This is a genomic window from Ruegeria sp. CF5, assembly GCF_056537325.1.
Map to the genome: position 1 here is coordinate 19,874 of NZ_JBQFRI010000013.1, position 25,188 is coordinate 45,061.

Consider the following 25,188-nt stretch of genomic DNA (forward strand, 5'->3'; position numbering starts at 1 on the left):
TTATTGTGCTGCGTGCCTGGGGGATCCAATCCCCTCTGGCGGGTTCAGGTCTTTGGGGCTGGTATCCTGGGCGGTTTCCGAGTGATCTCCTCGTCTGACGATCTCTTCCACGATGAACAGAGGGCGCTTTTTTGATTGAATATACAGTCGGCCAAGATATTCGCCGATTACGCCCAGAACCAGAAGTTGCCCGCTGCCGAGGATCAGGACGACAGACATCAGCGTTGTCCAACCCTGAATGGCGATACCTGTCAGATAGCTGTACGCAGTATAAGCGAGGAACACGATCCCCAGCAGCGCACAGACGAACCCAAGATAGATCGAAAGGCGCAATGGCAGGATGGAAAACCCGGCAATCGCGTCCATGGCAAAGCTAAACATCTTTCGGACCGGGTATTTCGTGTCACCCGCAAAGCGGGCGGCGCGGGCATATTCCAGCGGCACTTGTCTGAAACCGACCCAGCTTACCATCCCCCGAATGAATCTGTGCTGTTCGGGCATTTCGTTCAGCGCAGTCAGCGCCCGGCGGCTGAGAAGACGGAAATCCCCGGTGTCGGGGGGGATATCAATGTCTATCAACAAGTTGAGAAAACGATAAAAAAGATGGGCAGTAAAGCGTTTCACCTGGGTTTCGCCCTGCCGCTCTGTCCGCTTGCCATAAACGACATCGGCCCCATCATCCATCAATTGCATCATATCGGGAAGCAGTTCGGGCGGATCCTGAAGATCTGCGTCCAGGATCAGAATGCGCTGGCCCCGGCATATCTGCAAACCCGCGGTCAAAGCCAGTTGATGTCCAAAGTTCCGGGATAGGAAAACTCCTACAATAGCGGGGTTTTCATCACTGAATTTGCGGATCAGAGAGCGCGTCCTGTCGCGTGATCCGTCATCAACAAGAATGATTTCGAAGTTTTCCCCAGCGGCTTCGGTGCTCACGGCGATAACGCGGCGCACCAACTCGGGCAGCGACTCCTCTTCGTCGAAACAGGGAACGACAACGGATAAAAATGGTGTACTCATCGCACAATGAAACCCAAAAATTAGAGCCCTATCCTAAAGCATAACCGCAAAAATCAAAAAATTGTCAGCCCTGTGTTGCAAGAAATGAGAGTACCTCAAGGATTTCATATACGTTGCGAGACTTCCGGTAAGATTGTTGCCGTTAGTTTGATAAACCTTTCCATCAATCGGCGGCGTTCGGTGTAGTTATCGATATCCGCAAAGCGTAGTCAGCCAGGGCCATACAACATTGAAGATCGGAAGGTGTCTTCCTGCCCTGAACATATCCGGGTCCAAAACGTCAATTCCGTGTAACCTGCAGCTTCTGCTTCTGCCCCAGAACATGATATTCGAACAGGCACCAGACATAGATGCTGGCCGAGTAGACGTAATAGAACTGGTGGTATAGCAGGCACTTGAACGCAAACCACGGCCCGCCATGCCCCGCCATTGTGCGGACCAGATCGAGATTGGCGACAAAGGCCATAGCCAGCAACACAAACGGCAGGGGCCACAGTCCGGGCCAGACCGGCAATACCAGAACTGACAGCAGTAAAAGCCCCGCTATTGCGGCCCGCAACCGTTCGGCCATTGACGTGTTGAGGTCGTCTGTCAGCCCCTCGCGCGAGATCATTAGCCGGGCCCAGGGCAGCGCGCGGCAGAAGATATCCGTACTCAGGCTGTTGCGCATGGTCCACACCTTCAGGTGCTTGCCCTGCAGGCGCGGCTCGACAAGGATGCGGCGCCCGGTTTCGGCGATGCGATATCCCAGTTCGATGTCCTCGATCGACGGGATTTCATAGGTCTTCACGTCAAACCCATCCACTTCGCGAAAGACATCCCGGCGAATTGCGCCGCAACCGGCCCAGAAGGTACGCGCCTCGCGATGGGCGCGCTGATGGTGATAGCGGTGCAGAAGGTTCTTGTAGCGCGAAAACCAGGCCTGCCCGTCCGGCGCATCATCATACGAGCCGAACACCGCCCCGACATTGTCCTCGGACATCGCGCGGCGAATGTGTTCCGGCCCATCCGGCCAGGCAATGACGTCGGAATCGACGAACCACAGAATATCCCCCGTGGCGTGCTCGGCGGCCAGATTGCGGGCCGCTCCGGGGCCGCCATTCACCGGTGTGGTCAGAACCGTCGCCCCCATCTCTCGGGCCAATGCCGCAGTGCCGTCGGGGGACTGGTCGTCCACCACCAGAACTTCCTGCACCTGACCTGCGCTCAGCATTTCAATCAGGGGCGGCAGGACGCGCGGCAGCAGGTGCTCGGCCTTGTAGGCGGGCATCACCACGCTGATCGAAAGGGAAGGGTCCGGCATCATGAGATCTCTCTGCTTCTGGATTGAGGTGCCAATGGCCACCTGGCAAGGACAAGAAAGGTGGCCGTGAACGGCAACAGCCACATCACCCGTGCCCCATATCGGTCTGCGGGTTGCGCCAAGCCTCCGCAAACCAAAGCGTTGACCGCGATTCCAAGCAAGACAAACAGTGCGAACAGCTTTACCTCTCGTGCGACGCTGCCGGGCCAGAGCAATATGATCAGAATGAATGCGAACGAGAGTGCATAAATGACTTCGTGGAAGGTATCGACGTATGTGATCCAGCCATGATCCTGTGCAAGTGGCCCACCCTGGATCAGATCAAATCGAGATTCGTCCAATCTGGCTAGCCGACGCGCATTTTCCAACATGTCCTCTGTCGGAATGGTCATCCCGATACTATAGTTCAAAAGCTGTTGGAACGCATTTTCCGCGAGGGCGAAGGAGGTCGTGACAGGCCGCGACAGAAAGACGGCCATGGCGAAATCCCGTTGAGAAAGCGCGACATGTTTCTGGTCGTCAAGTGACATGAGCCGGAAAGACCCGAGGTTTGGAGACAACTCGAAAATAATATGTGATGCCGTCAGCCGATACGGGTCATCTGACCATGAAAGTGCTTCATGCAGCGCACATGTGGGCACGCTTTCGTCCGGGCAAACCTCGTTCAGATAATCCATCCCCGGCCCGTCAACAATCAGCCGGGCGGTGATATGGGGGGCATAGACGACTTCTTTTTGGGTCGTGGTTTCCACGGCAATCTGAAATGCCTTACGTTCGGCGACTGACAGCGCGCAGACCGCCACAAGAAAAGCCAGTGCACGCCAGCGGCCCGGTGCCTTCTGTGTCAATGCAGCCAGGAAGACAAGGGGGATCATCAACCCTTGGACCGCCATATGGGAAGGGTGCAAAACCGTGGCGAACAACGCTATGCAGGATATCAGCAGAAGCTCCCATAATGCCATCTTCTGGCCGAATGCCGTAAGCGCGGCTATGGCAATCAGCAGAATGGGCGCAAATATGTCGGGCATCATGTATGCGATATAAAACGGCAGCGAGGCACCAGCGGCCACGAGCAGAGGAACCGTTGTCAACACAGCCGTGTGCCGGTTGTTTTCCAGGTATCGGCCAGCGGTTCTGGCCAGCAGCCAGGCGGCCAGAACCGTTGCCGCCAAATGCACTGATGGAATGGCATAAAGAGCGTTGACCCGAAAAAACGCGGCCATGATCAGCCCATAGATCACCGAGCGGGAGCCGCTTGCCGTGCCGTCATCGTCGGTATTGTAACTCGCGACTGCGCCGCCGGCTTCCTGAATATCGGGGAAGATGGTGTTCAGCGCTACGTTCCCCTGACGGATATAGCTGCCGGTATCATAGTAGTAGAGAGGGCCACCATTAATCAGCAGTACTGACAGGCCGGCGAGTATGACTGCGATCAACAGCAGGAACACTCCGATCCTCATGGACGGTTTATCAGAGAAAACCGCCATGCTCACGCCCGTTCTGCAGCGTTCCCCGCCGCCATGGCTATGCGCTGGAAATAACTGATAGTCGCTTCCAACCCCTCTTCCAGCGGCACCTGAGGCGCCCAGCCCAGCTGGTCGCGGGCGCGGGTGATGTCGGGTTGGCGCTGGATCGGATCATCCTGCGGCAATGGGTGAAACACCAGTTCCGATTTCGAACCGGTCATGCGGATCACGGCTTCGGCCAGTTCGCGGATGCTCAGCTCCACCGGATTGCCCAGATTGATCGGTCCGGTCACGTCTTCAGGGGATTCCATCAGCCGGATCAGCCCGCCAATCAGGTCGGACACAAAACAGAAGGATCGGGTCTGGCTGCCATCACCGTAGATCGTGATCGGCTCTCCGGCCAGGGCCTGCATGATGAAGTTGGACACCACGCGCCCATCGTCGGGATGCATGTTGGGGCCATAGGTATTGAAGATACGCGCCACCTTGATGGGCAAATTATGTTGCCGGTAATAGTCGAAAAACAGCGTCTCGGCACAGCGCTTGCCTTCGTCATAGCACGAACGCGGCCCGATCGGGTTGACGTGGCCGACATAATCCTCGGTCTGCGGATGGATTTGCGGATCGCCATAAACCTCGGAGGTCGAGGCCTGCAGAATCCGGGCGCCAACCCGCTTGGCCAGCCCCAGCATGTTGATCGCACCGTGCACGGCCGTCTTGGTCGTCTGCACCGGATCGTGCTGATAATGGAAAGGTGACGCGGGGCAGGCCAGATTGTAAATTTCGTCCACCTCGACATAAAGTGGGAAGGTCACATCGTGCCGCATGACCTCAAAGCGGGGATTGCTCAGCAAGTGGCGCAGATTCCCGCGTCGCCCGGTAAAGAAATTGTCGACACACAGAACCTCGTGCCCCCGCTCAAGCAGGGTTGCACACAGATGCGAGCCCAGAAACCCGGCCCCTCCTGTCACCAGGATTCGCTTGGCGTTAAGGTCTATGTCGTTGGGATCGAAATCAGACGCGTTCATTAGCGTTCTCTTGCAGTTATATGCCGACCGGCAGGCATCCGTATCGGCTTTCAAAAAAGATCAGGCACTCCAAACGGACAAAATGCATATTCCGTCTGCAAACTGAGCGCCTGTACTCAGTATGTACAGCTTGATCGAAATTACACGAAGTTTTCGGAGCAACGAAGAATAAATGTCTGGGATGTCCGGATTTCGTGCTGTTTCATTTCCTTTGGAAAAACCAGTGGTCTCGGATGTTGTGCAAAGCTCCACAATCATCCGGAATGGTCCTGAATTGTTTACCGGAGTCATCGCTGGTGTGAAAACATCGGCTACCATGGCGAGCCCGCCGCAGTTGGGTCTTCACGGGGATCGCGAACGTAATAGTGCTATTCTGATCCACGCCAGAATCCGGTTCTGCGGTTCGCCAAGCCTGCCCGATTGCCGACCGGGCTTCAGAGATTCGGATACATCATCAAGTGCGGCAGAGCCTGTTTACAAAACCGAAACAAAGTCGGATTTGAGGCATAATTGCGTCACTCAGCGCCCTATGTTGCCCTAAAAATGCCCCAATTCTCCAAAAAAGGCTTCGCACCACACTGTAAATAAAGTACTAATTCCTAAGAGATAAGTGCCACCCCCGAAGGGGTGTGTGTAACTAGGGATAAGGGTGAGGATTAGATGCTTAGAGCTTTAAAAACGATGGCTGTTGCACTTGTTGCGGCCGTGTGGATGACCGGATCAGCCAGTGCGATTACGTCGGTAACGAGTGGCGGCAGCTATGATATTACGTCCGACAACTTCTTTACCGGTACAGTGTCAACGAATGGCGGCGGAGGTGCCTATTCGGTAAATTTCACATCGCCATACGATACTGTCGGTAACGCGAATGCGTCTGTCACGATGCGCGTGCTGAGCTCTTTCTCCAACCTGACGATGACCTGGGTTGATGCTGCAACCAATACAGCTCTGAAGTCGGTCATGCTTGTGGCTGGTGTTGCAACGCTGGATACGATTTTCACCAGCGCCAACACGCAAGGCCAGAATCTGGTGTTCAGCTGGTCCGATTCCGCATCTGCGACCGGTGGGCCGATCACCTTTGACTTTGACGTGGCTGCGGTTCCGCTGCCTGCGGGCGGCCTGTTGCTGCTGACTGCACTTGGTGGTCTTGCTTTGACGCGTCGCCGCAAGACTGCGGCCTGAGATTACATTTCTGATTGTTGTGGAAGGGGCCGTTTCGCGGCCCCTTTTCAGTTACGTCAGGCGCTCAGATTGAGCGCCCTGCCGCCTGGCGTAACATCCAGATCATACGCGCGCATCTAAGCCGGATCAGCGTTGCAATGGCCCGCAGGGTTTCGCCCGTTGAATCCAGCTTGTCACTGGTCAGAACTTTGGGTGTATGCACCATGGCACTTGCAGGCATGGCCAACCCGCGGATTGCCCATCGCAGGCGTGCGGCGGGTCCGGTTCCGTTCAACTGATACGCCTCCTGAGTCGTCCGCCGCCACTTTGCTTTGAGCGCCGGCCAGTCCTGCCGGGACGGATGGCTGACCCGAAACCGGTCTTCGTAAATCAGGTCATAACCCCGGGACACTGCGCGCATGGTCCATTCCCGGTCTTCCGATACGCCGTTGATGAATCCGCCGATCGCGTCAAACACGTCGCGGCGGGTCAACAGATTGCCAGCTCCGGAAAATCCCTGAACTTCGATATATCTGCGGAAGTTGAAGGCAAAAACCGCCTCGAATGCTTCCGCTCCACTGCGCGGTGGCGGGGTTTCGTCAAAGACATCGACCCGGCCACCGATCAGATCGGCCCGGTTGGCAATCTCGCGTCCGACCGTCAGCCAGTCAGGCGCGGGCACGCAATCGGCATCAATGAAAAACAGCCGTTGCGCCTTTGTCTCGGCAACCCCTCTGTTTCGGGCATGTGCAGCGCCTTTTTGGGCCTCAATAATAAACCGCACCTCGGGAAAGGTATGATGCAGCCCGTCCAGCGAAACTGGAGAGGCGTTGTCCACCACCACGATTTCGGTGTCGGCAATTTCATTCTCCATCAACGCCCGCAGGCATCGTTCCAGCCTGGGGACGTCGTTGTAGTGGGGAATGATGACCGCGTCCGCCGGAGCCGGATCAGTACGAGCCGTACTCATTTCCAAAGGCTCCGCTGATATAGCGACATTTGGTTAACACGATCCCCATGACCTGCGTCAGCTCGGCCAGCTGCCGTTCTGCCACATCTATATGGTCAATGCTGGTTTCCTCGGCCGCGGCCAACAGCAGGGCACAGTCAACGTTTTTCAGAAACCCATGGCTGTCGTCGCTCGCCATCAGCGGCGGTGTATCGAACAGCATGATATCAGGTTTGTATTCGGCTTCGATCCGTTCCAGCGCCTCGATCGCCCACCGGCTTTGCAGGATTTCCGCCGGGTTGCGTGTCGGGGTGTAGTTCAATCCGAAGATCACATTCTTGCCGTGGCGCAGGGCATGCTCCCGAAACGGTACTTTTCCGTGAATGACGTCGGCCATGCTGTGACCGCCGGTCTGCTTCAGTATCTCGGCCAGCCCCCTGCGCCGCATGTCAAAGTCGATCACGACCGTGCGCAGGTCCTCCTGCCGCCCAAGACTGAAAGCAAGATTTGCCGCGGCCGTACTTTTCCCGCATCCACTGTAGGGGGACGTCAGCGCCACACGGCGCCAGCCGTTGGACAGGATCTGCTGCAACATCTTTGTCCGCAGCATGTCATAAGGCCCGGCATCGGGCCCGCCGCGATAGGCAATCAGACGCTTGCGTGACACAAGAGACTGGTCGATTTTCAGCTCGGGCAGGGATTGCCAGGCATCATCTTCGTCTCCCGATGGAACATAGTGCTGCTCCTCGGTTAGCGCGAGCGGTTCGCTCTGGCGGCTTGCGCGTTCTTCGCGGGCCTTTCGAATTGCCACCTGAAGACGGTCCATTACACCCTCTCCGAACTTGTAGGAGCAAAAATCACCAATAAACCTCCAACTTGTCGATCACTCTCTCGGCGATCAGATCCAGGGGCAGATAATACGTGTGTACGGCCCAGACCCCTGCGGGAACACCAATCAGAATTGCCAAAATAACCAGAACCCAGATAAGTCGGTACCGTATTTTCTCACCTCGGGAGCGCACATAAGGGATGGTTGCGATTGGCCAGACCTCGAGCTTGTTGATCAGGTCTTCCGGCCGGCGCGCGGACCGGTTCAGGAGTTCCAGCAAAACGACAAGCCCCAGCCCCAGCATGATGCCAAAAGCTGTTCCTCCGCCAGCAATCATCAGGCGATTGGGTTTGGAGGGCTCGGTTGGCGCGGACGGATGTTCGATCACGGAGATGCGCTGTCCCTGGGACGTCACTTCGATCCGTTCTCCGGTCGAGGCTTCCGCTAGGCGGGCGATGGCGGCATTATACTGGGACTGGATGTTATCATGGTCGCGCTGCAGCTCTGCAAGCGTGATCGCATTGGCCGGTGTCTGGTCGATTGTCAGCGTCAGTTCTCCAAGACGCTCTTCAATCACGACCCTTTGATCCTGAAGCGATGCAATCTGTGAATCGATTTGGGCCAGTTGAATGTCGAGAGCCGAGTTACCCGTCTGCGCATCCGGTTGCGTGGGATTGGCCGCCTGCTCAGCAGCAACAATCTCTTCCAGTTTTGCGATCCGGGCGCGCAGCAATCTGATTTGCGGATTGTTCTCAGAATAGATGACACGTTGATTGTCGAGCTGCGTCTGCAACTGACTCAGCTGTTGCTGCGCCGGGGTCAGGTTTTGCTGGGTGACACCGACAACCTGCCCGGTCGAACTATAGATCTTTACAAGCTTTTCCCGTTGCCCCTGGAGCGCAAATATCTGCTGGTCCGTTTGTTCGAGATTGGTCTGCATTGCCCCCTGCTGCGCCAGCCGGAACTGAAGACTGTCAGGCAATGCGCCCGAGTTCTTGTTCTTGAACTCGAGAATCCGGGCGCTGCGCTTGTCGAGTTCGTCGTTCAGGCGATCCACTTCCTGCTCGAAGAATTCCAGCGTATCCGAGGCCCGCTCCTTGCGATAAGACACGTCAAGTTTCTGGATTTCGGTCAGATATTCGTTCAATACACCGGCCGCAATCTGACCGGTCCTGGCTTCATAGCTGATCGTCATCAAATTGGCCTGGTTGAGGCCAGTGCTGATCCAGATGGATGTTTTGGCACGCAATGCATCCACGATCTGATCCGGGCTTGCCTCGGACTGATCCTGCAGCACGTCGAACTTGCGGGAAATGTCCAGAAGAACCGGTCGGGTCAGTAGGCGCTGCTCGACGATCTGAAGCTGTTCCGCTGCGGGTGTCGTCACGGTACTGGCGGCCAGATTGCCCGGAATCTGAGGGGATTCAACGATCAGCCGCATTTGCGAAACATAGGTGGGCGGCAAGGTCATTGCGACGATGATCGAAACCGCCGACACGATCATGGCCACGATGAGGAAATACGGAAAGCGTCTCAGAAAAATGGAAATGTAATAGCGAACCGGGCCCATCTCAGACTGTCAGCTCCTTCTCAAGGGAATTCCCACCAAAGAATACACCGTCGTTGATCACTTGATTGACGACTTCTTCGTCCACTTTTTCCGCCTCATTTGTCCAGGCATAGAGCAGGGCAAAATCGCAGAACTGATTCACGAGGCGCGGCACACCATGAGTCCGGTGAAAAATCAGCTTGCAGGCTTCCTCGGTGAACTCCTCGCCTGAACCACCGGCAATCTTCATCCTGTGACTAATATAGTGCTCGACCGAAACCTCATCCATCCGCTCCAGATGAAAACTTGCGGCTACCCTTTGTGTCAGCTGACGCATCTTGGGGTCCAGAACCAGATCCCGCAACTCGGGCTGACCCACCAGAACAAGCTGGATCAACTCATCCGTGTTGGAGTTGATGTTGGTCAGCATGCGGACTTCTTCCAGACCTTCGACGGTCAGGTTCTGCGCCTCATCAAAGATCAGGACCACCCTCCGCCCTTCGGCATATTCCGAAATAAGAAAATCCTGCAGCGCCTGAAACATCTGCACATAGGTTGCGTCTTTTTCGATCGGCAGGCCCAGGGCATGCAGCACCCATTGCAGCAGCTCTCCGCGTCCGCCCTGAGCATTCGAGATCAGTCCGACCGTGATCGAGTTTTCCATATCACTGAGGAGGTGCTGGATCAGGGTTGTTTTCCCGGCGCCGATCTCTCCGGTCAGGACCGTGATCGGCGCGCAGCTCATGATGCCGAACTGCAGGATCGAGTAGCCGCGCTTGTGAAGGGGCGACCAATACATGAACCCCGGATCCGGCAGCAGCGTGAACGGCCGCCGGTCGAGCCCGAAGAAATCTAAATAGAATCCATCGCTGGAAGCCATGGCGCCACGGTCGCCTTCCGCTTTGTCAAAATTAATCCTGGTTTCCCGGAGATTACCCAAACTTGCACCCTGAACCACCAGCAAATCCTTACACAATGCAGAGATATCACACGAACCAACAAATACTTGGCTCTTATTCTGCCACAACATCAAGGCGGCAGGCATCACTAATTTCCTCAGGCGATACATTGGCCTCGCTGGTGCCCCAATTGAAACAGTTTTCCACAATTGTTTCCCTGAATCGCCCCAAAAAGCCGGGATACTATGATTGGAGGTGGTCGACGATTCTCAATGTCCTGCCACTCCCGATTTGCCCCTCTCACAGCATCAAAACCAAGAAAGCCGCCTTATTGCGCCGAAATGTTGCACAATCACGCTGATTTCATCCTGTTTCCGACACAGTCGCCTTGTACTGAAAGTGCTTTGTGCAACCATCATTTCATGGGCTTAAGACGCGCTGAGGGGTGATTAATGTTTTGCAAGCCAGTGGGAATTTGTTAACAATTAACAAAAGGAGGCTTGCCGAGCATGGAATACGGGCAGAGTCTGAAATAGACATAAAAATATAATAGATTTTGTATAAAATTTTGAGGCTTAGTGCTGAGTGTAAGTGGTCTCTGGGTGTGTAGGTGGTTCGTGAGTATTTGTGTGTGTTGGGGGTTTGTATAGTGACAAGTCATTCAAAAGAGGTTGCCAACGCTGGCGTTGGCTACTCTAAAATTCCTGCGATGCCGACCTCGGCGCACTATCCGGGGTTTTACAAAAGCATGGGAAAACGCATCCTTGATATTGTGTTCGTCCTTGTTTCGGCGCCGATCGCCGTGCCGCTGGTGCTGATCTTTGCCACGCTGCTTGCCTGTCAGGGTGCGACCCCGTTCTACCGGCAGCAACGGGTCGGTAAGAACGGCAAGATTTTCAACCTGCTCAAACTGCGCACCATGGTGAATGACGCCGAGGCGGTTCTTGAAAAGCATCTGGCGGACAATCCCGAGGCCCGAGAAGAGTGGAACCGCAACCAGAAGCTTCGCAATGATCCGCGCGTCATCAAACTGGGTTCGTTTCTGCGCAAGTCTTCGATGGATGAACTGCCGCAATTCTGGAACGTTCTTGTCGGTGAGATGTCCATGATTGGTCCCCGCCCGATGATGGTGAACCAGCAGAAGCTGTATCCCAGCAAGCTTTACTATGCCATGCGCCCGGGCATCTCGGGGTTGTGGCAGGTTTCCAGACGCAACAACTCTTCATTTGCCGAACGTGCGCACCACGATATCGAGTATTGGAAGAACATGTCGTTTGGCACCGATCTTTCCATTCTGACCCGGACCATCTTTGTCGTTTTGCGCGGCACCGGCTGTTGAGGCCGAGGTTCGCTCCGGGCGTATCCGGCCAGCCGCGAACCTTTCGTGACTGATTTTTGCGGGAGTGCAGCAATGAGCAGAACCGGGATTTCCATCGGTAAGCGTCTGACAGCTGCCCTTTTCGCTGCGACCCTGTTTCTGAGCGCCTGCGACTCGGCCGAGGAACGGGCAGAGGCGCATTTCCAGGCGGGGATGGCCCATCTGGAGCAGGGGGATGTCGAGCGCGCGCTGGTCGAGTTCAGGAATGTCTTCAAGCTGAATGGTCGGCACAAAGAGGCCCGCCTGACCTTTGCCCGGCTGGAGCGTGAGCGCGGCAATATCCCGATTGCCTATGGTCAGTACCTGCGGCTGGTCGAACAATTCCCGGATAATTTCGAAAGTCAGTTCGCCCTGGCCGAAATGGCGCTGGAAGTGGGCAATTGGGAGGACGTGAGGCGCCATGGTACCGCCGCTGCCGAGCTGGAGCCCGAAAATATCGAAGTCCAGGCCATCAACAACACTTTGGCTTACACCGATGCGGTTCGGGATGGCAGCGCTGCGGGTACGGACTTTGCCGTGCATACCGCGCGCGAACTGATCAAGGAACGCCCGGATCTGATGACCGCGCGCAATATCGTGATCGACTCTCTGGTTCGCAAACAGGATTGGTACGATGTGCTGGACGAGGTCGATGCAGCTTTGGTCGTTGCCCCGAAACAGGACAATCTTTATGCGATCCGGATTCGGGCGCTGCAGGAACTGAACAAGCCTGCAGAAATCGAAAAACAACTCAGAAGTATGATGCTGATCTACCCCGACGACCGGGGCGTAGAGCAGATGCTGGTTCAGCACTATATCGATCGGGACAATCTGGATGCCGCCGAGGCGGTGCTGCGGGAGGAAGTGGCTCCTCAGGCCGAAGACTATCACCCGGCGCAGCGACTGGTTGCGTTCTTGAATGAATATCGCAGCCCGCAGGCAGCGATTTCCGAAATGGACGCGATTATCGCGCAGGGCGGACCGAACACCCCAAAACTCAAGACCATAAGGGCGACACTGAAATTCCATTCGGGCGATGAGCAAACCGCGCTTGCCGAGATGAAAGAGTTGGTGGAAAATTCCGAACGCACCACTCAGACCCGTGAAAACGAGGTGGAGTTCGCCCGGATGCTGTTCCAGGCCGGCAAGTCCGAAGAGGGCCGCGCCCTGATCGAAAAGATCCTTTCGGAGGACGCCACGCAGGTGGATGCACTCAAGTTCAAGGCTGCCTGGCTGATCGAAGAAGATAATACCGGTGACGCCATCGCCCTGTTACGTGAAGCACTTGGCGAGGCTCCGCGGGACCCGCAACTGATGACCCTGATGGCCGGCGCGCACGAGCGCAATGGCGACCGGGAGCTCATGGGTGAAATGCTGGCGCTTGCGGCGGAAACATCTCAGGGCGCGACAGTAGAGTCGCTGAGTTATGCCCAATATCTGATTGCGGAGGGCGATCTCAAAATCGCCGAAAGCGTTCTGATCAATGCCCTCCGTCGAAACTCGGACAACCGGGAACTTCTGCCGCTGCTGGGGCAAATCTATCTGAGAATGCAGGATTGGGGGCGCCTTGAGGCCGTGCTGAACTCGCTCAGCGATCTGGACGAAGCGGAGGCGCAGCGTGTTTCCAAGGAACTCAGGGCTCAAATGCTGGCAGCTCAGAACCGGTCGGATGACCTGACGGACTTCCTGAACGAATTGGCGGACGATCCCGAATTTGGCCTTCCAGCCGATATCGCGCTCATCCGTTCGATGCTGGCGCAGGGCGATGCACAAGGCGCCTTCGGGCGTCTCGACCAGAAGCTTGCGGAAAACCCCGGTTCACTGCCACTGCAATTCGTGAAAGCGCGTGCGCTGACCAGTGAAAACAAGCTTGATGAAGCTAGGGGGCTTTATCGCAAAATCCTTGCGGATTATCCGGACACGGCACAGGTCTGGGTTGCGCTTCATACGCTGGAAACCCGCCACGGCAAGCCGGAAGATGCCAGGGCCGTGCTGTCTGAGGCATTGAATGAACTACCTCAGAGTCCGGAAGTGCTGATGCTTCTTGCGGCAACTCATGAACGCGACGGGGATCTGGATCAGGCAATCGCCGTTTATGAGAAGCTCTACCCGCTCAGCAACCACTCGTTGGTCGTGGCCAACAATCTGGCAAGCCTTCTGACAACCCACCGCAGTGACGATGAAAGTCTGCAGCGCGCGCAAATCCTGGCGCGGCGCTTGCGCGGTACACGTATTCCCGCGTTTCAGGATACATATGGCTGGATCGCCTATCGGGTCGGCAACTACGACGAGGCGCTCATCTATCTCGAGCCCGCAGCGCGCGCTTTCCCCGATCAGCCGCTGGTTCTGTACCATCTGGGCAAGGCCTATGCCGCCCTTGACCGAAACGAAGATGCCCTGCGCACATATCAGGCGGCTCAGGCCCTTGGGCATTCTCCGGATGTCACATCTGCGCTTGAGGATGAAATTGAACGGCTGCGCACAACAAGTGACACCGGCCAATAAGCGTGCCGGTGAATCCGCTGCATTTCTGCCGCAGCCTGCAACCGACGAGACTCCTGTGGATTGTTTCGTGAATTTGAAAAAGGCATAAGGGGGAAAAAGTGAAAGATTTGAACATGCGGACAGTTATCGGATCATTTATCGCTCTCATCATCTCTATGATGATTTCAACGGGTGTTTCTGCGCAAAGCTCCTCATATCAGATACAGCCAGGTGATGCGCTTCAGATTGAGGTCCTTGAAGATCCGACTCTGAACCGGACCGTTCTGGTTCTGCCGGACGGATCAATCAGCTTTCCGCTTGTCGGCGCGGTGCGTGCCGCAGGCCAGTCGGTGAACGGGCTGAAGAACTCTCTGACGTCCGCGCTGTCGAGCAATTTCAATACACCGCCGACCGTATTTGTCTCGATTGCATCGCTGGCGCCGCCGCCACTGAATCAGGGGACTGTTCCAACGGGCCCAACGATCGACATCTTCGTGACCGGCGAAGTCGGTTTGCCAGGCAAACTCCTTTCCAGCAAGGGAACAACCATTCTTCAGGCTCTGGCCGAGGCCGGGGGACTAACAAGATTCGCGGCCCGCAAACGTATCGAACTGCGGCGGGCAGACAAAAAAACAGGCGTGATGACCAAGTTTATCTATAACTATGATGGCACGGGCAACAGTATTAGTGGTGGCACAGTACTCAAGACCGGAGACGTTATTGTAGTGCCAGCACGCCGCTTGTTCGAATAGGGGCTAACAGGTGGGGAAAATTGGGAAAAGGCTGTCCTTTGCTCTGGCAAGCGGGGCAGCCTGCATCATGTCATTTGCGCCGGCAGCCGGACAGCAAACGTCCAATCAACAGACTACTGGCCAGCAGACTACCGGTCAACAAACGCCCAACCAACTGACATCCAATCAGCAAACACCCAGCCAGCAGCTGATCAGGCAAAGGGCATTGCAAAACCCGGCGCGAAGGCTGGCCCTGCCTGCCGGACAGCAACTTGGGACCGGCGAGGGGCTGAGCGTCACGCTCGATTACCTGTCGACGTTCAGATATGATGACAATCTCCGACTGACCAATCCATCACTCGGTTCAACATCTCGGTGGGAGAACCTCCTCGGTATCGGGGTCGTGAATCAAACGCCGGATTCGACCCTGACATTTGACCTCTCGGGGCTCATTCGGATTTATGACGAACCGGTGCTTGGATCGGACACGGAATTCAACGACCCGCTCACACGGTTGACCTATCTGCGCGACCGGGCCAACAGCCGCTTCAGCGGATTGCTTGAATACCGCTCAACCGATCTGAACTTCAACCGCTCACTGACAGACATCAATCAGGATGGCATTATCGATGCCGGCGATGTTGTCATTTCCAGCGGTGATCGCGCCGATGGCCGGATAAACTTGGATTGGCAAACCGGCCTCAACGATCCGCTCGGCTTTCAGCTTACATACAACCGTTACGAGCGCACCTACACAAACACGACCGATCCGGACCTGTTCGACAACGAATACGACGATTTTGCTGCAACTGTTCTGCTGCGCTTCTCTCCGGTTTTGCAGGGGAATGTGAGCCTGGGCTATATCGGCTATACGGCCGAAGATCAGGAACGGACTGACAGAAAGACGACGACTCTGTCTACGGGCATTTCGTATGATGTTTCCGCGGTTACCACGATCAATGCAGATATTGGTGTAACCCAGGTCGATGAAACGCTGCGGACGTTCAATACCAATACTGTGGACGAAGACTATGTCGCGCGCTTTTCCTGGTTCAGAGAGCTTCCGGATGGTTCTGTGAATGCCCTGCTTGATCATACTTTTGGCGTCAACGGAGCCAGAACGAATGCAACGGTTGGCCGTGATTTTCAACGGCCCAACGGATCGTTCGATTTCAACATCGGTCTGACGCATGGCCCATTCGGGGAAACGACCGTTATCGGCGATCTCAACTATGTGTATACGGTCAACAGATCACAGATCACCGCGACAGCACAGCGCCGGGTAGACACCAGCACGCAAAGCCGGGAAACCCGCCAGACACTGGCCTATTTCGCTTATGACTATTTCATCAATCAGGATTCCGCCCTCTCGTTGAGCATAGATTACGTGGATCAGGAAGAAGAAGGCCCCGGCCCGACCGATCCGCTTTCACGCACAAACATCACCGCCGCTTATACCCGCGCGATCACCAAGGACTGGGCGATGACCCTCGGGTATCAATACCTGATCGATGAGCAGCGTCAGTCAGCGCAGGCAACCGGGAGTTCCATCTATTTCACGCTGGGGCGACGGCTATTCCTCAAACCCTGACGCACCCAATGATTGTTTCCCGTTTGTAGACAAAGTTATCTGTACTGCAGCACCTTTCCGGTTCGAAGTCAAAAATCCCGAGGTAACTGGCCGGAAGCTTAAGAACCCGATCATTTCGTGCATGATGAACACCGAATTTTGGCCTCGATTCGAAGGAACGGACCATGCAGGCCAGCGGCAAGGCGCTTGATACTGCCCGGATTACCCAGTCGGCCATAAATGCGGCCGGGTTGTTTTGGTTTGTCCTGCTCATGGCCGGGTCAATGCCGATTTTCTGGCTCGGGCTTGTCTCTCTGGGCGCAGCCTGGAGTACGCCCGAATACAGCCACGGACCGCTGATCCCGGTCATCTCGCTTTATCTTTTTCTGCGCGAGCTGCGTAATTACCCCCCACCCAACCCCACTATCGATGATCGCTGGCCAGGTGTGATGGTGATCGCACTGGCACTGGTCGTCGCCGTTCTGGGCAATCTGGCGCGTATTCCGGATATCGTCACTTACGCGATGATTATCTGGACAGGTGGCCTGGTGCTGACCGTATTCGGCTGGGAACGCGGCAAATACCATCAGTTGCCGGTTCTCCATCTGATCTTCATGCTGCCCCTGCCACAATTCGTCTATTGGAAGCTCACGATTTTCCTTCAGTGGGTTTCGTCGGAGCTTGGGGTCTGGTTCGTGCAGATGGCTGGCGTCTCGGTTTTCATCGAAGGCAACATCATCGATCTGGGGGTCTACAAATTGCAGGTGGCCGAGGCCTGCTCCGGGTTGCGCTACCTGTTCCCGATCCTGAGTTTCTCATATCTTTTTGCTCTGCTTTACCGCGGCCCTGTCTGGCACAAGGTGGTTCTTCTGGTCTCGGCTGCTCCGCTAACCATTCTGATGAACTCCATCCGCATCGGCGTTATCGGTGTTCTGGTTAACTATAACGGCATAGAGCAGGCCGAAGGATTCCTGCATTTCTTCGAGGGCTGGATCATCTTCCTGCTTTGCGTGTTCGTTCTGTTCCTGATGGCGATCGGATTGCAGCGACTTGCCCCCAATCCGCAGCCCTTTACTGAAGCGATCGATCTGGATGTCGAAGGGCTTGGCGCCATCGCTCTGCGCGTCCTGAGAATCCGTGCCTCGGTGGCTCTGGCGGCTGCGGCGCTTTTGACCCTCGCTGTCTCTGCCACCTGGATGCTGCGGCCTGCCTCTGAAGTGCAGCCCATCGAACGCGATCCCTTCGTTCTTTACCCACGCCAGCTTGGTGACTGGTCCGGATCGACCGCCAGCCTGGATCCCGAGGTTGCACAGACCCTTGGTGCCAGCGATTACCTTAATGCCAGCTATATCGACACCGGTTCCGGCGATTTCGTGAATATGTTCGTGGCCTTCTACGACAAACAGACCGATGGGGAGGGTATTCATTCGCCCGAGGTTTGCCTGCCAGTTGGTGGCTGGGAAATCTTCAGTCTTGAGCCCTACGAGGTCAATCCGGGCAACACCCCTTATGGCAGCTTCACCGTCAATCGCGCGGTGATCCAGAAAGAACTGTCAAAGCAGTTGGTCTATTACTGGTTCGAACAGCGCGGCAAACGCATGGTCAACGACTTCCGCGCCAAGATGAGCGTTATTCAAGACGGCTTTACCATGGGCCGTACCGATGGGGCGCTGGTGCGTTTTGTCACTCCGATCCTGGCCGGTGAGACCGAGGCGGATGCGGACGCACGGCTGCAGCGGTTCATGGAACCAAGCCTCAACCGCCTGCCGCGTTTCGTACCGTTCTGATGTCGGCGACAATGATTTAACGAAGGGAAATTTGGAGACGTTTCCCAATTCAATCACAAGGTTGTTTCCGCAACCTCCGGCAAAGTTTCAAGATATTTGGAGTAATGATTTCATGGATATTGTATCAATAATCTGCCTGCCAATAAGCGCATGTTACACGAATACTGCAGTCAGCCCGGGAAAACGGAAATGAAAGAACAGGTTGCGAGTGTGTGTCCCGAAAAAACGGCGCCTCGCATCGCGGATCGGTCAGAGGGGCGGGACAACAACTTCAATCTGATCCGTATTTGGGCGGCTATTCTCGTTCTCGTGTCGCATGCCTATCCGCTAAGCTGGGGCGCTGAATTCGGGCAGCCTTTTGAATCCGTACTGCACGGGCTTTCGCTCGGCATAATCTGTGTGTGGGCTTTCTTTGCGATCTCGGGGTTTTTCATTACGCGCAGTTTTGATCGGAAACCGTCCGCAACGGCATTTCTGACTGCCCGGGCCCTGCGGTTATTTCCCGCGCTCGCCATGGTGACCATGATCACCATTCTGATCGCCGGATTTCTGCTGACGCAGGCACCCCCTTCCGTTTTCTGGGCCGAGGCGGGCGACTATTTCATCCGCAACATGCTGTTGTTCAAGCTGCAATATACCTTGCCCGGCGTATTCGAAGCCAACCCCTACGGGGCCGCGATCAACGGCTCGCTCTGGTCACTCTCATACGAAGTCACCTGTTATGTCGGCGTTTTGATATGCGGCCTTCTGGGGTTTCTCGGACACAAGAAGATCTTTGCCGTATTGGTAGTGCTGTTTCTGTGTTTCTATACACTGGTCGTCGCTTTTATCGACGTGAACCCACGGATTGAGGTACTCACACGGCTTGGACTGCCCTTTCTTTCAGGAATGGTGCTTTATATCTGGCGTCACCATATTCCCTTGTCCTGGGCATTGTTGACCGGGCTGAGCGCACTGGCTTTCGCGGCTTGGTTCACACCGTTGTTCCTGCCGGTTTTTGCCGTCAGCCTGTCTTATGCAGTGTTCTTTTTCGGCTATGCCAGAGTTCCGCTGCTTTTGAATTACAACAAGCTGGGCGACTATTCTTACGGGGTCTATATCTACGCCTTCCCGATCCAGCAGCTGGTGGCACAATCAGGCGTGACGACGCCTGTCATAAATATGGCGATTTCACTGCCCTTTACCCTGCTCTGTGCAGTGCTTTCCTGGCATTTCATCGAGGCCCCGGCCATGAAGCTCCGGCGCCGGAAGAAAGCACCGGGGCATATTGAAACCAAACAAGCCGCCGAGTAGCGGGTCAGGGTTTTACCCCTTCCAGATCCGCTTATATGCCGCAATCAGGGCAGGCACCTGGTGGGGCCAGGCCATCTCGGACTCGACACGGGCGCGGCCATAGCGGCCCATTTCGGCACGTTGCCCCTCATCCGCCAAAAGTTTGGCGATCTTGTCGGCCATATCCACCGGATCGTTGGCCTTTGCATAAAGCGAGGCTTCCTGCGCCGAGAACCGGCCCTCTGTCACGTCGAACTGCACGATGGGCTTTTCGAACGCCATGTATTCGAGAATCTTGTTCATGGTGGACTTGTCGTTCATCTCGTTCACCCGGTCCGGGTTCACGCAGACATCTGCGGTCGACAGGATCTCGAACAGATCATGATCCGGCGCGCGACCGGTGAAGGTGACGAAATCCGAAAGCCCCATTTCTTCGGATTGCTGTTGCAGCTTGTCCAGACTGGGGCCGCCGCCCACAAGGCAGAACTGGATATCCTCGCGTCCCTGGGCCTGCACCAGATGCGCCACGGATTCCAGCAGCAGGTCGATGCCTTCCTGATCGCCCATCACGCCGACATAGCCCACCATATACTTGCGACCGTTGCGCCAATCGGGGTTCGGGGGCAAATGCTGCAGGCGGCTGAGGTCCGGACCCGAGCGGACGACAAAGACATCCTCGGGCGCCATGCCGCCGCGTTCGATGGCGATCTTGCGATAGCTTTCATTGGTGGCAATCGACACCCGGGCCGAGGCGAAGGTCAACCGCTCGAACGTCTTCATCAGCTTCCAGAAGAAGCCGCGCTTGTCGAATTTGGCCTCATAAAGCTCGGGGTTGATGTCGTGGTGGTCAAACAGGTAGCGCACGCCGAACAACTTGAAGGGCAGCGCCACCAGAAAGATCAGATCGGGCGGGTTGCAGCCATGGATGACGTGAAAACCGCGCGTCATCTTGATCCGCAACGCCAGCCAGCTTTCCCAGAACAGCGCCGCGCCATATTCCAACAGATATCCCAGCGCGCCACTGGCATCCAGCGGCAGAGGATGGCGATAGACCTTGATGCCTTCATCCTCCCACACGCGTTCCTCATGGCCCTTGCCGGTTGGGCAGATGACCGAGACCAGCGCGCCGGCGGCGGCCAGCGTCCGCGCCTCCATCCAGACACGGCGGTCGAAGGGTACGGGCAGGTTTTCGACCACGATCAGAACCTTCAGCCCTTTCAGGGGCTGGCTCTGGCGCAACTCATCAAACGTGATCGGCTGAACGGCGGGCGGTGGGCTAGTCATATTCATAGGTTCGCACCACCTCTGTATTACCGAGGTTCAACTCGTTCACGATACGGTTTGATCCGATCACCAAATCCCAGGGTCCGGCCTCGGCCGTGGCACGATCCACCAGCAGGCTGCCCATCGTCGGCAAATGGGTAAAGGCATAGCCCAGATTCTGCCCCCGCAGGTCGGCTGGCCGGACTGCCGGATCATAGACCGACAACGCATACCCGCCTTCCAACAACCGCCGGGCGATATCAACATTCGGGCTTTCGCGCAGATCATCGGTTCCGGCCTTGAAGGCCAGCCCCGCCATCAGCACCCTGCCTCCTTCGGGCAGCCGGGCCATGATGTCCTGCGCCTGATAGGTCTTGTGCGCCTGATTGGTGTGCAACAGGCTGTCGATCAGATGCGTATGTGCCCCAACCTCGCCCGCGATATGCTGCAGCGCGCGCACATCCTTGGGCAGGCACGATCCCCCAAAAGCCCCCCCGGGGCGCGTGTAATAGGGCGAGATGTTGAGCTTGGTATCGGAAACAAAAATCTCGTGCATGGTTTTGGCCGACACCCCCATCTGGTGACAGATACGGCCGATCTCATTGGCAAAGGCCACCTTTACCGCGTGCCAGGTATTATCCACGAACTTAGTAATCTCGGCCTCTTCGTAGGCCGTATAAAAGACCGGAGCATCCAGACCTTCGTGCAGGGCATCCATCACGTCGGACCGGTTGCCGTCCCTGGTCCCCACCACGATCTTGGGCGGGTTGAAGAAATCATCAACTGCCGACACTTCGCGCAGGAATTCCGGGTTATACACGATCTCCACCGCGTGTGTGGCCCTGTCCCCCAGATAACTGTTGAAAATCGGTTCGACCAATTGACGGACGGTGCCGGGCCGGAAGGTCGATCGGTATGCCACCGTCAGCGGCCGCGCCCGGCCGGGCGACACGGTTTCGGCAATTTGGCGGGTCACCTCGGCTACGAAACTCATGTTATGCGACCCGTCAGTGGAACTGGGCGTGCCCACACAGACAATGGCCAGGTCAACATCCGAAAGGTCAGGGATTTCGACCACAGCCCGGATCAGACCTTTGGCAAGCGCCGCCGTCAGCAGTTCGTCCACCTTTGGTTCCTTGATCGGCGGATGGCCGGAATTGATCTCGGCGACCTTGTCGGCATTCACATCGATGCCGATTACCTCATGTCCTTCACGGGTCAGACAACAAGCCGCCGTGAACCCCACATACCCCAATCCGAAAATCGCGATTTTCATACTCTCACACCGTCTTAAATACTGGCTACCACAGCCCGATTGTTTCCGAATTGAATACAGGACAGCACATACTTGATATCCTTACGCGTTTAGAGGTCAATTCTGTCCTGGATTGGACATCTTTCTTGAAATGTCGCGCTGCCTTCTGACACTGAGTGAAAAACATGCAATCTTGTCACAAAATGAATGTTGCTCTTTGGACTGACTACCAGCGACTTACCTTTATTGCCACAATGGCAAATCTTTAAGTGCGGGAAACTTTTTTTCAGGAGTAATCAGGAAACACTAGAGCGCTAATTTGTAGTTTGTTGCGAATGTGGAAAGTTTGAAAATTTGAAACGCTCTGTTGAATCTGGGCCGGACACTCATTCCGGCACACCCGACCGCGGCACCGCCCTCACCAAGGGGGCCGCGACCCTGTTCGCCTCAGGTGTCTTCAGTCAGATTCTGGGTCTTGTGACACTTGCCGTGACCGCGCGGCTGCTGACGCCGACGGATTTTGGCGTCATCGCCTATTTCATAATCGTTGCCGCGTTTCTGGAAATTATCCAGCGGGCTGTATCGATGATCCTGATCCGCCAGCCCAACATAACCGACGACCATCTGAACACGGTGTTCACCATGCAACTGCTGCTTGGAGTTTCCGCAGCGGTTCTGATCTGGGCCAGCGGCCCGTTGATGGAGTTCTTCGGCCTGGCAGAGCTGACCTCGCTCATTCCGGCGCTGTGCGTCATTGCCATTGTGAGCTCCGTCAAAAGCACACGTTTCCCCCTGCTGGAACGGAATCTGCGCTTTGGTTTCGTGGCGGGCGAAGAAACGATCAGCAGGATGGCATATACACTTCTGGCGGTTGGCCTTGCCTGGCTCTGGCGCGATTTCTGGGCCATCGTCGTGGCCAGCATCATCACCCAGGTGATCCGGGTGATCTGGAGCTTTTCCGTTGCCCCCATGCGGCCCAGGCTGACACTGAAATGCTGGCATGACTGCATCAATGTATCGTCATGGTCACTGGGCGTTCAGATCACGCAATTCCTGATCAACAACATGCCCCAGATCATCATCGGGGGTACGCTGGGTCTTGCGGATGCGGGTATTTTCAGAATTGGCTATCGCATCGTAACCCTGTTCACCAGCCAGATCATCGGGCCATTGGAACGGGTGATCTATCCCGGCCTTGCCAGCGCCGCCAGGACCATGGGCACCGACCGGCAGGCTTTTGAACAGGCCAATGCCATTCTGCTGGGCATCATCGTCCCGGCCAGTGTCGGCATGGCTCTGGTTGCAAACCACCTGATCGTTGTCGTTGCCGGTTTCGAATGGCTGGCAGCATCGCAAGTCATCTGGGTATTGGCCCCACTGAAAGCCATGGAAACGCTGCAGGCCAATGTCCGTTCCGCAAGCTATGTGCAGGGCGATACAAAACGCCTGTTCCTGCGCAACAGCATCCTTCTGGTTGTCACGATCCTGTTCATGCTTCTGGGGTCGAACCATGGCTTCCTGGGCGCGATCCTCGGCTCTGGCGCCGGCAGCCTGTTTGGGATTGGGCTGGCGCTTGTCATGGCCAGAGATTTTGGAACCGGAGGATTTCTGACGCCTATCCTGGTGGCCTGGCGCACCTTTGTGTCCACCTTTGTCATGCTGGCCGCAGTCCTGTTTGTCAGCAGCGCCTACGGCAGTGTCGACGCCGTGGGCTGGGCTTATGAAACGGTGGATGATCTGCCCCTGTTGCGTATCAGATTCTCGGTCAAGGTGCTGGTCGGCGTTTGCGCCTATGTCGGAACGCACCTTCTGCTCTGGCGCCTTTCCGGGAAGCCGAAAGGCTTTGAGAGCCTGGCACTGGAGCTTGCATCCAAAATCAGATCCAAAGTTGCGAAAGCGCTCTGATCTCAGGCCGAAAGCTCTTGGTTCAGTTCGGATACGATATAGTCGATATGCGCATCGGACAGATGTTGGTGCAGCGGCAGAGACAGGACATCGTTCTTGAGCGCCATTGCCTCGTCCTGACCTGTCCAGTCGAGATTGCGATTGAATCCTGCCCACCAGGGTGTTGCATCGATCCCCTTCTTTTGCAGCCCTTGCACAACCCGGTCGCGCCCGGCCACCAGAACCGGCACGTTCAACGGGCAGGTCGTGGGCGCAAGCTCCGGTACAAGCATGCGCGCACCGGCCACACCATCAAGAATATCCCGATAGCGCCGCCAGTTTGCCTGCCTTGATGCAATGGTTTTGGAAACGGAAAATGCCCGCAACGGACGGGCCGCGAACGCGCTCATCCCGGCATCGCGCAGGGCCGGGTCAAAATAGTAATGCCCCGGGATATCCTCCAGCGGACCATCTGAGGAAGGCGGTTCAACCGCCACCTGATCTCTGCCGCGCAGCGCCTGCAGTACCCCCCTTGCACGTTTTGGCCCCAGCACATTCGCCAACCCGGCGCGCGCCAGCGCTTTGGCAACCGTCTTGCGCGGGGCGGGCTGCGAAAACGGATGGGTGGTGTTTAAATCCGGCGCATTGATCACCAGTGCTCCGCCCCCCAACACAGGCACGAATTTGTAGAAACAGAACACCGCGACATCACCCGTATGACCTTCGGCCGGGGTGGCGCCACTCAGAAGGCTGAGAGCGCAGTCCTCGATCAGCCGTAACCCGTACCGGTCGCACAGCGTACGCAACTCTGCCAGCAAAGGCTGGATCACACCAAAATAATGCGTCACATAAATCGCCCGTGTCCGCTCTGTTATTAGCGGCGCGATCCGGTCAGGATTGGCAATCAGGTCTTCAGCAACCGGATAAAGCCGGACCGAAACACCCGCATCGATCAACGGATCAAGCTCCGATCCGCAGTTATAGGCCGGAGCAAGGACCTCGTCTCCGGATTGCAGTTCCAGCAAATCGCATGCTGCCCGGATCGCCACACGGGTATTATAGCTCCAGGAGACGGATCGCCCTCTGAACAGCGCGGTATACCCACCGGCAGCATCCCGGCGGAACAGATTGGAGAACTGCATCTGCGGATCACCGCAATAAAGCGCGTTTTGACGTGTATCGGCGGTCATGCCTGCTCTTCTGTTTCAGTGGCTCCAGCGAATCCGGCTTTCGCCTCAATGCCTGCGATCAATAAATCCGCCATCATGATAGGGGTGCAAAAGAGCATATTGTAATCTCAACCGTGCAAAAAAGCATTTCAGTCGCATTGCCTATCAGGCGTCAATCTCATTTAGTGTTCAGGAAGCTCATTAGCTACCAG

The 25,188-nt window shown here is 56.2% G+C and carries 19 protein-coding genes; 8 read left to right on the forward strand and 11 right to left on the reverse strand.

Translation table 11 applies throughout. From position 1 onward, the window contains the following. The 4 genes from ACR0NW_RS21575 to ACR0NW_RS21590 form a co-directional block, all read right to left on the reverse strand. A complete protein-coding gene (locus tag ACR0NW_RS21575) occupies positions 1 to 1,020 on the reverse strand; it encodes a glycosyltransferase family 2 protein (protein ID WP_480766931.1) in 1,020 nt (339 codons plus the stop codon). Positions 1,021 to 1,300: 280 nt separating this feature from the next. Further along, positions 1,301 to 2,326 carry a glycosyltransferase family 2 protein gene (locus tag ACR0NW_RS21580; RefSeq protein WP_480791916.1) on the reverse strand — a complete coding sequence of 342 codons (1,026 nt, stop codon included), beginning with the start codon at positions 2,324 to 2,326 and terminating at the stop codon, positions 1,301 to 1,303. Further along, entirely contained in the window at positions 2,323 to 3,810 is a 1,488-nt protein-coding gene (locus ACR0NW_RS21585) for a hypothetical protein (protein ID WP_480791917.1), read from the reverse strand. The genes ACR0NW_RS21580 and ACR0NW_RS21585 overlap by 4 nt, the downstream gene beginning before the upstream one ends. 2 nt (positions 3,811 to 3,812) lie before the next feature. Next, positions 3,813 to 4,817, reverse strand: a complete 1,005-nt coding sequence (locus ACR0NW_RS21590) for a UDP-glucuronic acid decarboxylase family protein (RefSeq protein ID WP_170656562.1) — start codon at positions 4,815 to 4,817, stop codon at positions 3,813 to 3,815. A gap of 660 nt (positions 4,818 to 5,477) precedes the next feature. On the opposite strand from ACR0NW_RS21590, the gene ACR0NW_RS21595 reads away from it, so the two are divergent. Continuing rightward, positions 5,478 to 5,999, forward strand: a complete 522-nt coding sequence (locus ACR0NW_RS21595; protein WP_480791918.1) for a VPLPA-CTERM sorting domain-containing protein — start codon at positions 5,478 to 5,480, stop codon at positions 5,997 to 5,999. A gap of 64 nt (positions 6,000 to 6,063) precedes the next feature. On the opposite strand, the gene ACR0NW_RS21600 is transcribed toward ACR0NW_RS21595, so the two are convergent. Genes ACR0NW_RS21600 through ACR0NW_RS21615 form a run of 4 tightly spaced genes read right to left on the reverse strand, consistent with a single transcriptional unit; the run spans position 6,064 to position 10,185 of the window. After that, on the reverse strand, positions 6,064 to 6,948 hold the full coding sequence (locus ACR0NW_RS21600; protein WP_480791919.1) for a glycosyltransferase family 2 protein: 885 nt from the start codon (positions 6,946 to 6,948) through the stop codon (positions 6,064 to 6,066). Further along, the gene (locus tag ACR0NW_RS21605) at positions 6,929 to 7,753 is read right to left on the reverse strand and encodes a CpsD/CapB family tyrosine-protein kinase (protein ID WP_170656568.1); all 825 of its coding nucleotides are present in this window, start codon (positions 7,751 to 7,753) and stop codon (positions 6,929 to 6,931) included. Before ACR0NW_RS21605 ends, ACR0NW_RS21600 begins: the two co-directional genes overlap by 20 nt. A gap of 31 nt (positions 7,754 to 7,784) precedes the next feature. After that, complete coding sequence (locus tag ACR0NW_RS21610) at positions 7,785 to 9,326, reverse strand: GumC family protein (RefSeq protein WP_480791920.1); 1,542 nt, start codon at positions 9,324 to 9,326, stop codon at positions 7,785 to 7,787. A gap of 1 nt (position 9,327) precedes the next feature. Beyond that, positions 9,328 to 10,185: an AAA family ATPase gene (locus ACR0NW_RS21615; protein ID WP_170656572.1), complete on the reverse strand. Its 858-nt coding sequence runs from the start codon at positions 10,183 to 10,185 to the stop codon at positions 9,328 to 9,330. Between the two features lie 668 nt (positions 10,186 to 10,853). Here ACR0NW_RS21615 and ACR0NW_RS21620 point away from each other — a divergent pair. The 6 genes from ACR0NW_RS21620 (at position 10,854) to ACR0NW_RS21645 (ending at position 19,426) form a co-directional block, all read left to right on the forward strand. After that, positions 10,854 to 11,543, forward strand: a complete 690-nt coding sequence (locus tag ACR0NW_RS21620; RefSeq protein ID WP_480732061.1) for a sugar transferase — start codon at positions 10,854 to 10,856, stop codon at positions 11,541 to 11,543. A gap of 72 nt (positions 11,544 to 11,615) precedes the next feature. After that, positions 11,616 to 14,066, forward strand: coding sequence for a tetratricopeptide repeat protein (locus tag ACR0NW_RS21625; protein WP_480791921.1), 2,451 nt, complete (start codon positions 11,616 to 11,618; stop codon positions 14,064 to 14,066). A 98-nt stretch (positions 14,067 to 14,164) separates the two neighbouring features. Beyond that, positions 14,165 to 14,797 carry a polysaccharide biosynthesis/export family protein gene (locus ACR0NW_RS21630; RefSeq protein ID WP_480732056.1) on the forward strand — a complete coding sequence of 211 codons (633 nt, stop codon included), beginning with the start codon at positions 14,165 to 14,167 and terminating at the stop codon, positions 14,795 to 14,797. Between the two features lie 67 nt (positions 14,798 to 14,864). Then, positions 14,865 to 16,367, forward strand: coding sequence for a hypothetical protein (locus ACR0NW_RS21635; RefSeq protein WP_480766922.1), 1,503 nt, complete (start codon positions 14,865 to 14,867; stop codon positions 16,365 to 16,367). 164 nt (positions 16,368 to 16,531) lie between these two features. Further along, on the forward strand, positions 16,532 to 18,133 hold the full coding sequence (xrtD, locus tag ACR0NW_RS21640) for a VPLPA-CTERM-specific exosortase XrtD (protein ID WP_480791922.1): 1,602 nt from the start codon (positions 16,532 to 16,534) through the stop codon (positions 18,131 to 18,133). 189 nt (positions 18,134 to 18,322) lie between these two features. Further along, positions 18,323 to 19,426 (forward strand): acyltransferase family protein, encoded by a 1,104-nt coding sequence (locus tag ACR0NW_RS21645; protein ID WP_480791923.1) that lies wholly within the window; start codon positions 18,323 to 18,325, stop codon positions 19,424 to 19,426. Between the two features lie 12 nt (positions 19,427 to 19,438). Here ACR0NW_RS21645 and ACR0NW_RS21650 read toward each other — a convergent pair whose 3' ends face one another. Both ACR0NW_RS21650 and ACR0NW_RS21655 read right to left on the reverse strand, forming a co-directional pair. Continuing rightward, positions 19,439 to 20,695 carry a glycosyltransferase family 4 protein gene (locus ACR0NW_RS21650; protein WP_480766920.1) on the reverse strand — a complete coding sequence of 419 codons (1,257 nt, stop codon included), beginning with the start codon at positions 20,693 to 20,695 and terminating at the stop codon, positions 19,439 to 19,441. Continuing rightward, the gene (locus tag ACR0NW_RS21655; RefSeq protein ID WP_170656583.1) at positions 20,682 to 21,944 is read right to left on the reverse strand and encodes a nucleotide sugar dehydrogenase; all 1,263 of its coding nucleotides are present in this window, start codon (positions 21,942 to 21,944) and stop codon (positions 20,682 to 20,684) included. The genes ACR0NW_RS21650 and ACR0NW_RS21655 overlap by 14 nt, the downstream gene beginning before the upstream one ends. A gap of 333 nt (positions 21,945 to 22,277) precedes the next feature. Between ACR0NW_RS21655 and ACR0NW_RS21660 the strand changes: the two genes are divergently transcribed. Next, entirely contained in the window at positions 22,278 to 23,828 is a 1,551-nt protein-coding gene (locus tag ACR0NW_RS21660) for an oligosaccharide flippase family protein (protein ID WP_480791924.1), read from the forward strand. A 2-nt stretch (positions 23,829 to 23,830) separates the two neighbouring features. Here the strand turns inward: ACR0NW_RS21660 and ACR0NW_RS21665 are convergent, their stop codons facing one another. After that, the gene (locus tag ACR0NW_RS21665; protein WP_480791925.1) at positions 23,831 to 24,997 is read right to left on the reverse strand and encodes a DegT/DnrJ/EryC1/StrS family aminotransferase; all 1,167 of its coding nucleotides are present in this window, start codon (positions 24,995 to 24,997) and stop codon (positions 23,831 to 23,833) included. Positions 24,998 to 25,188: the final 191 nt, after the last annotated feature.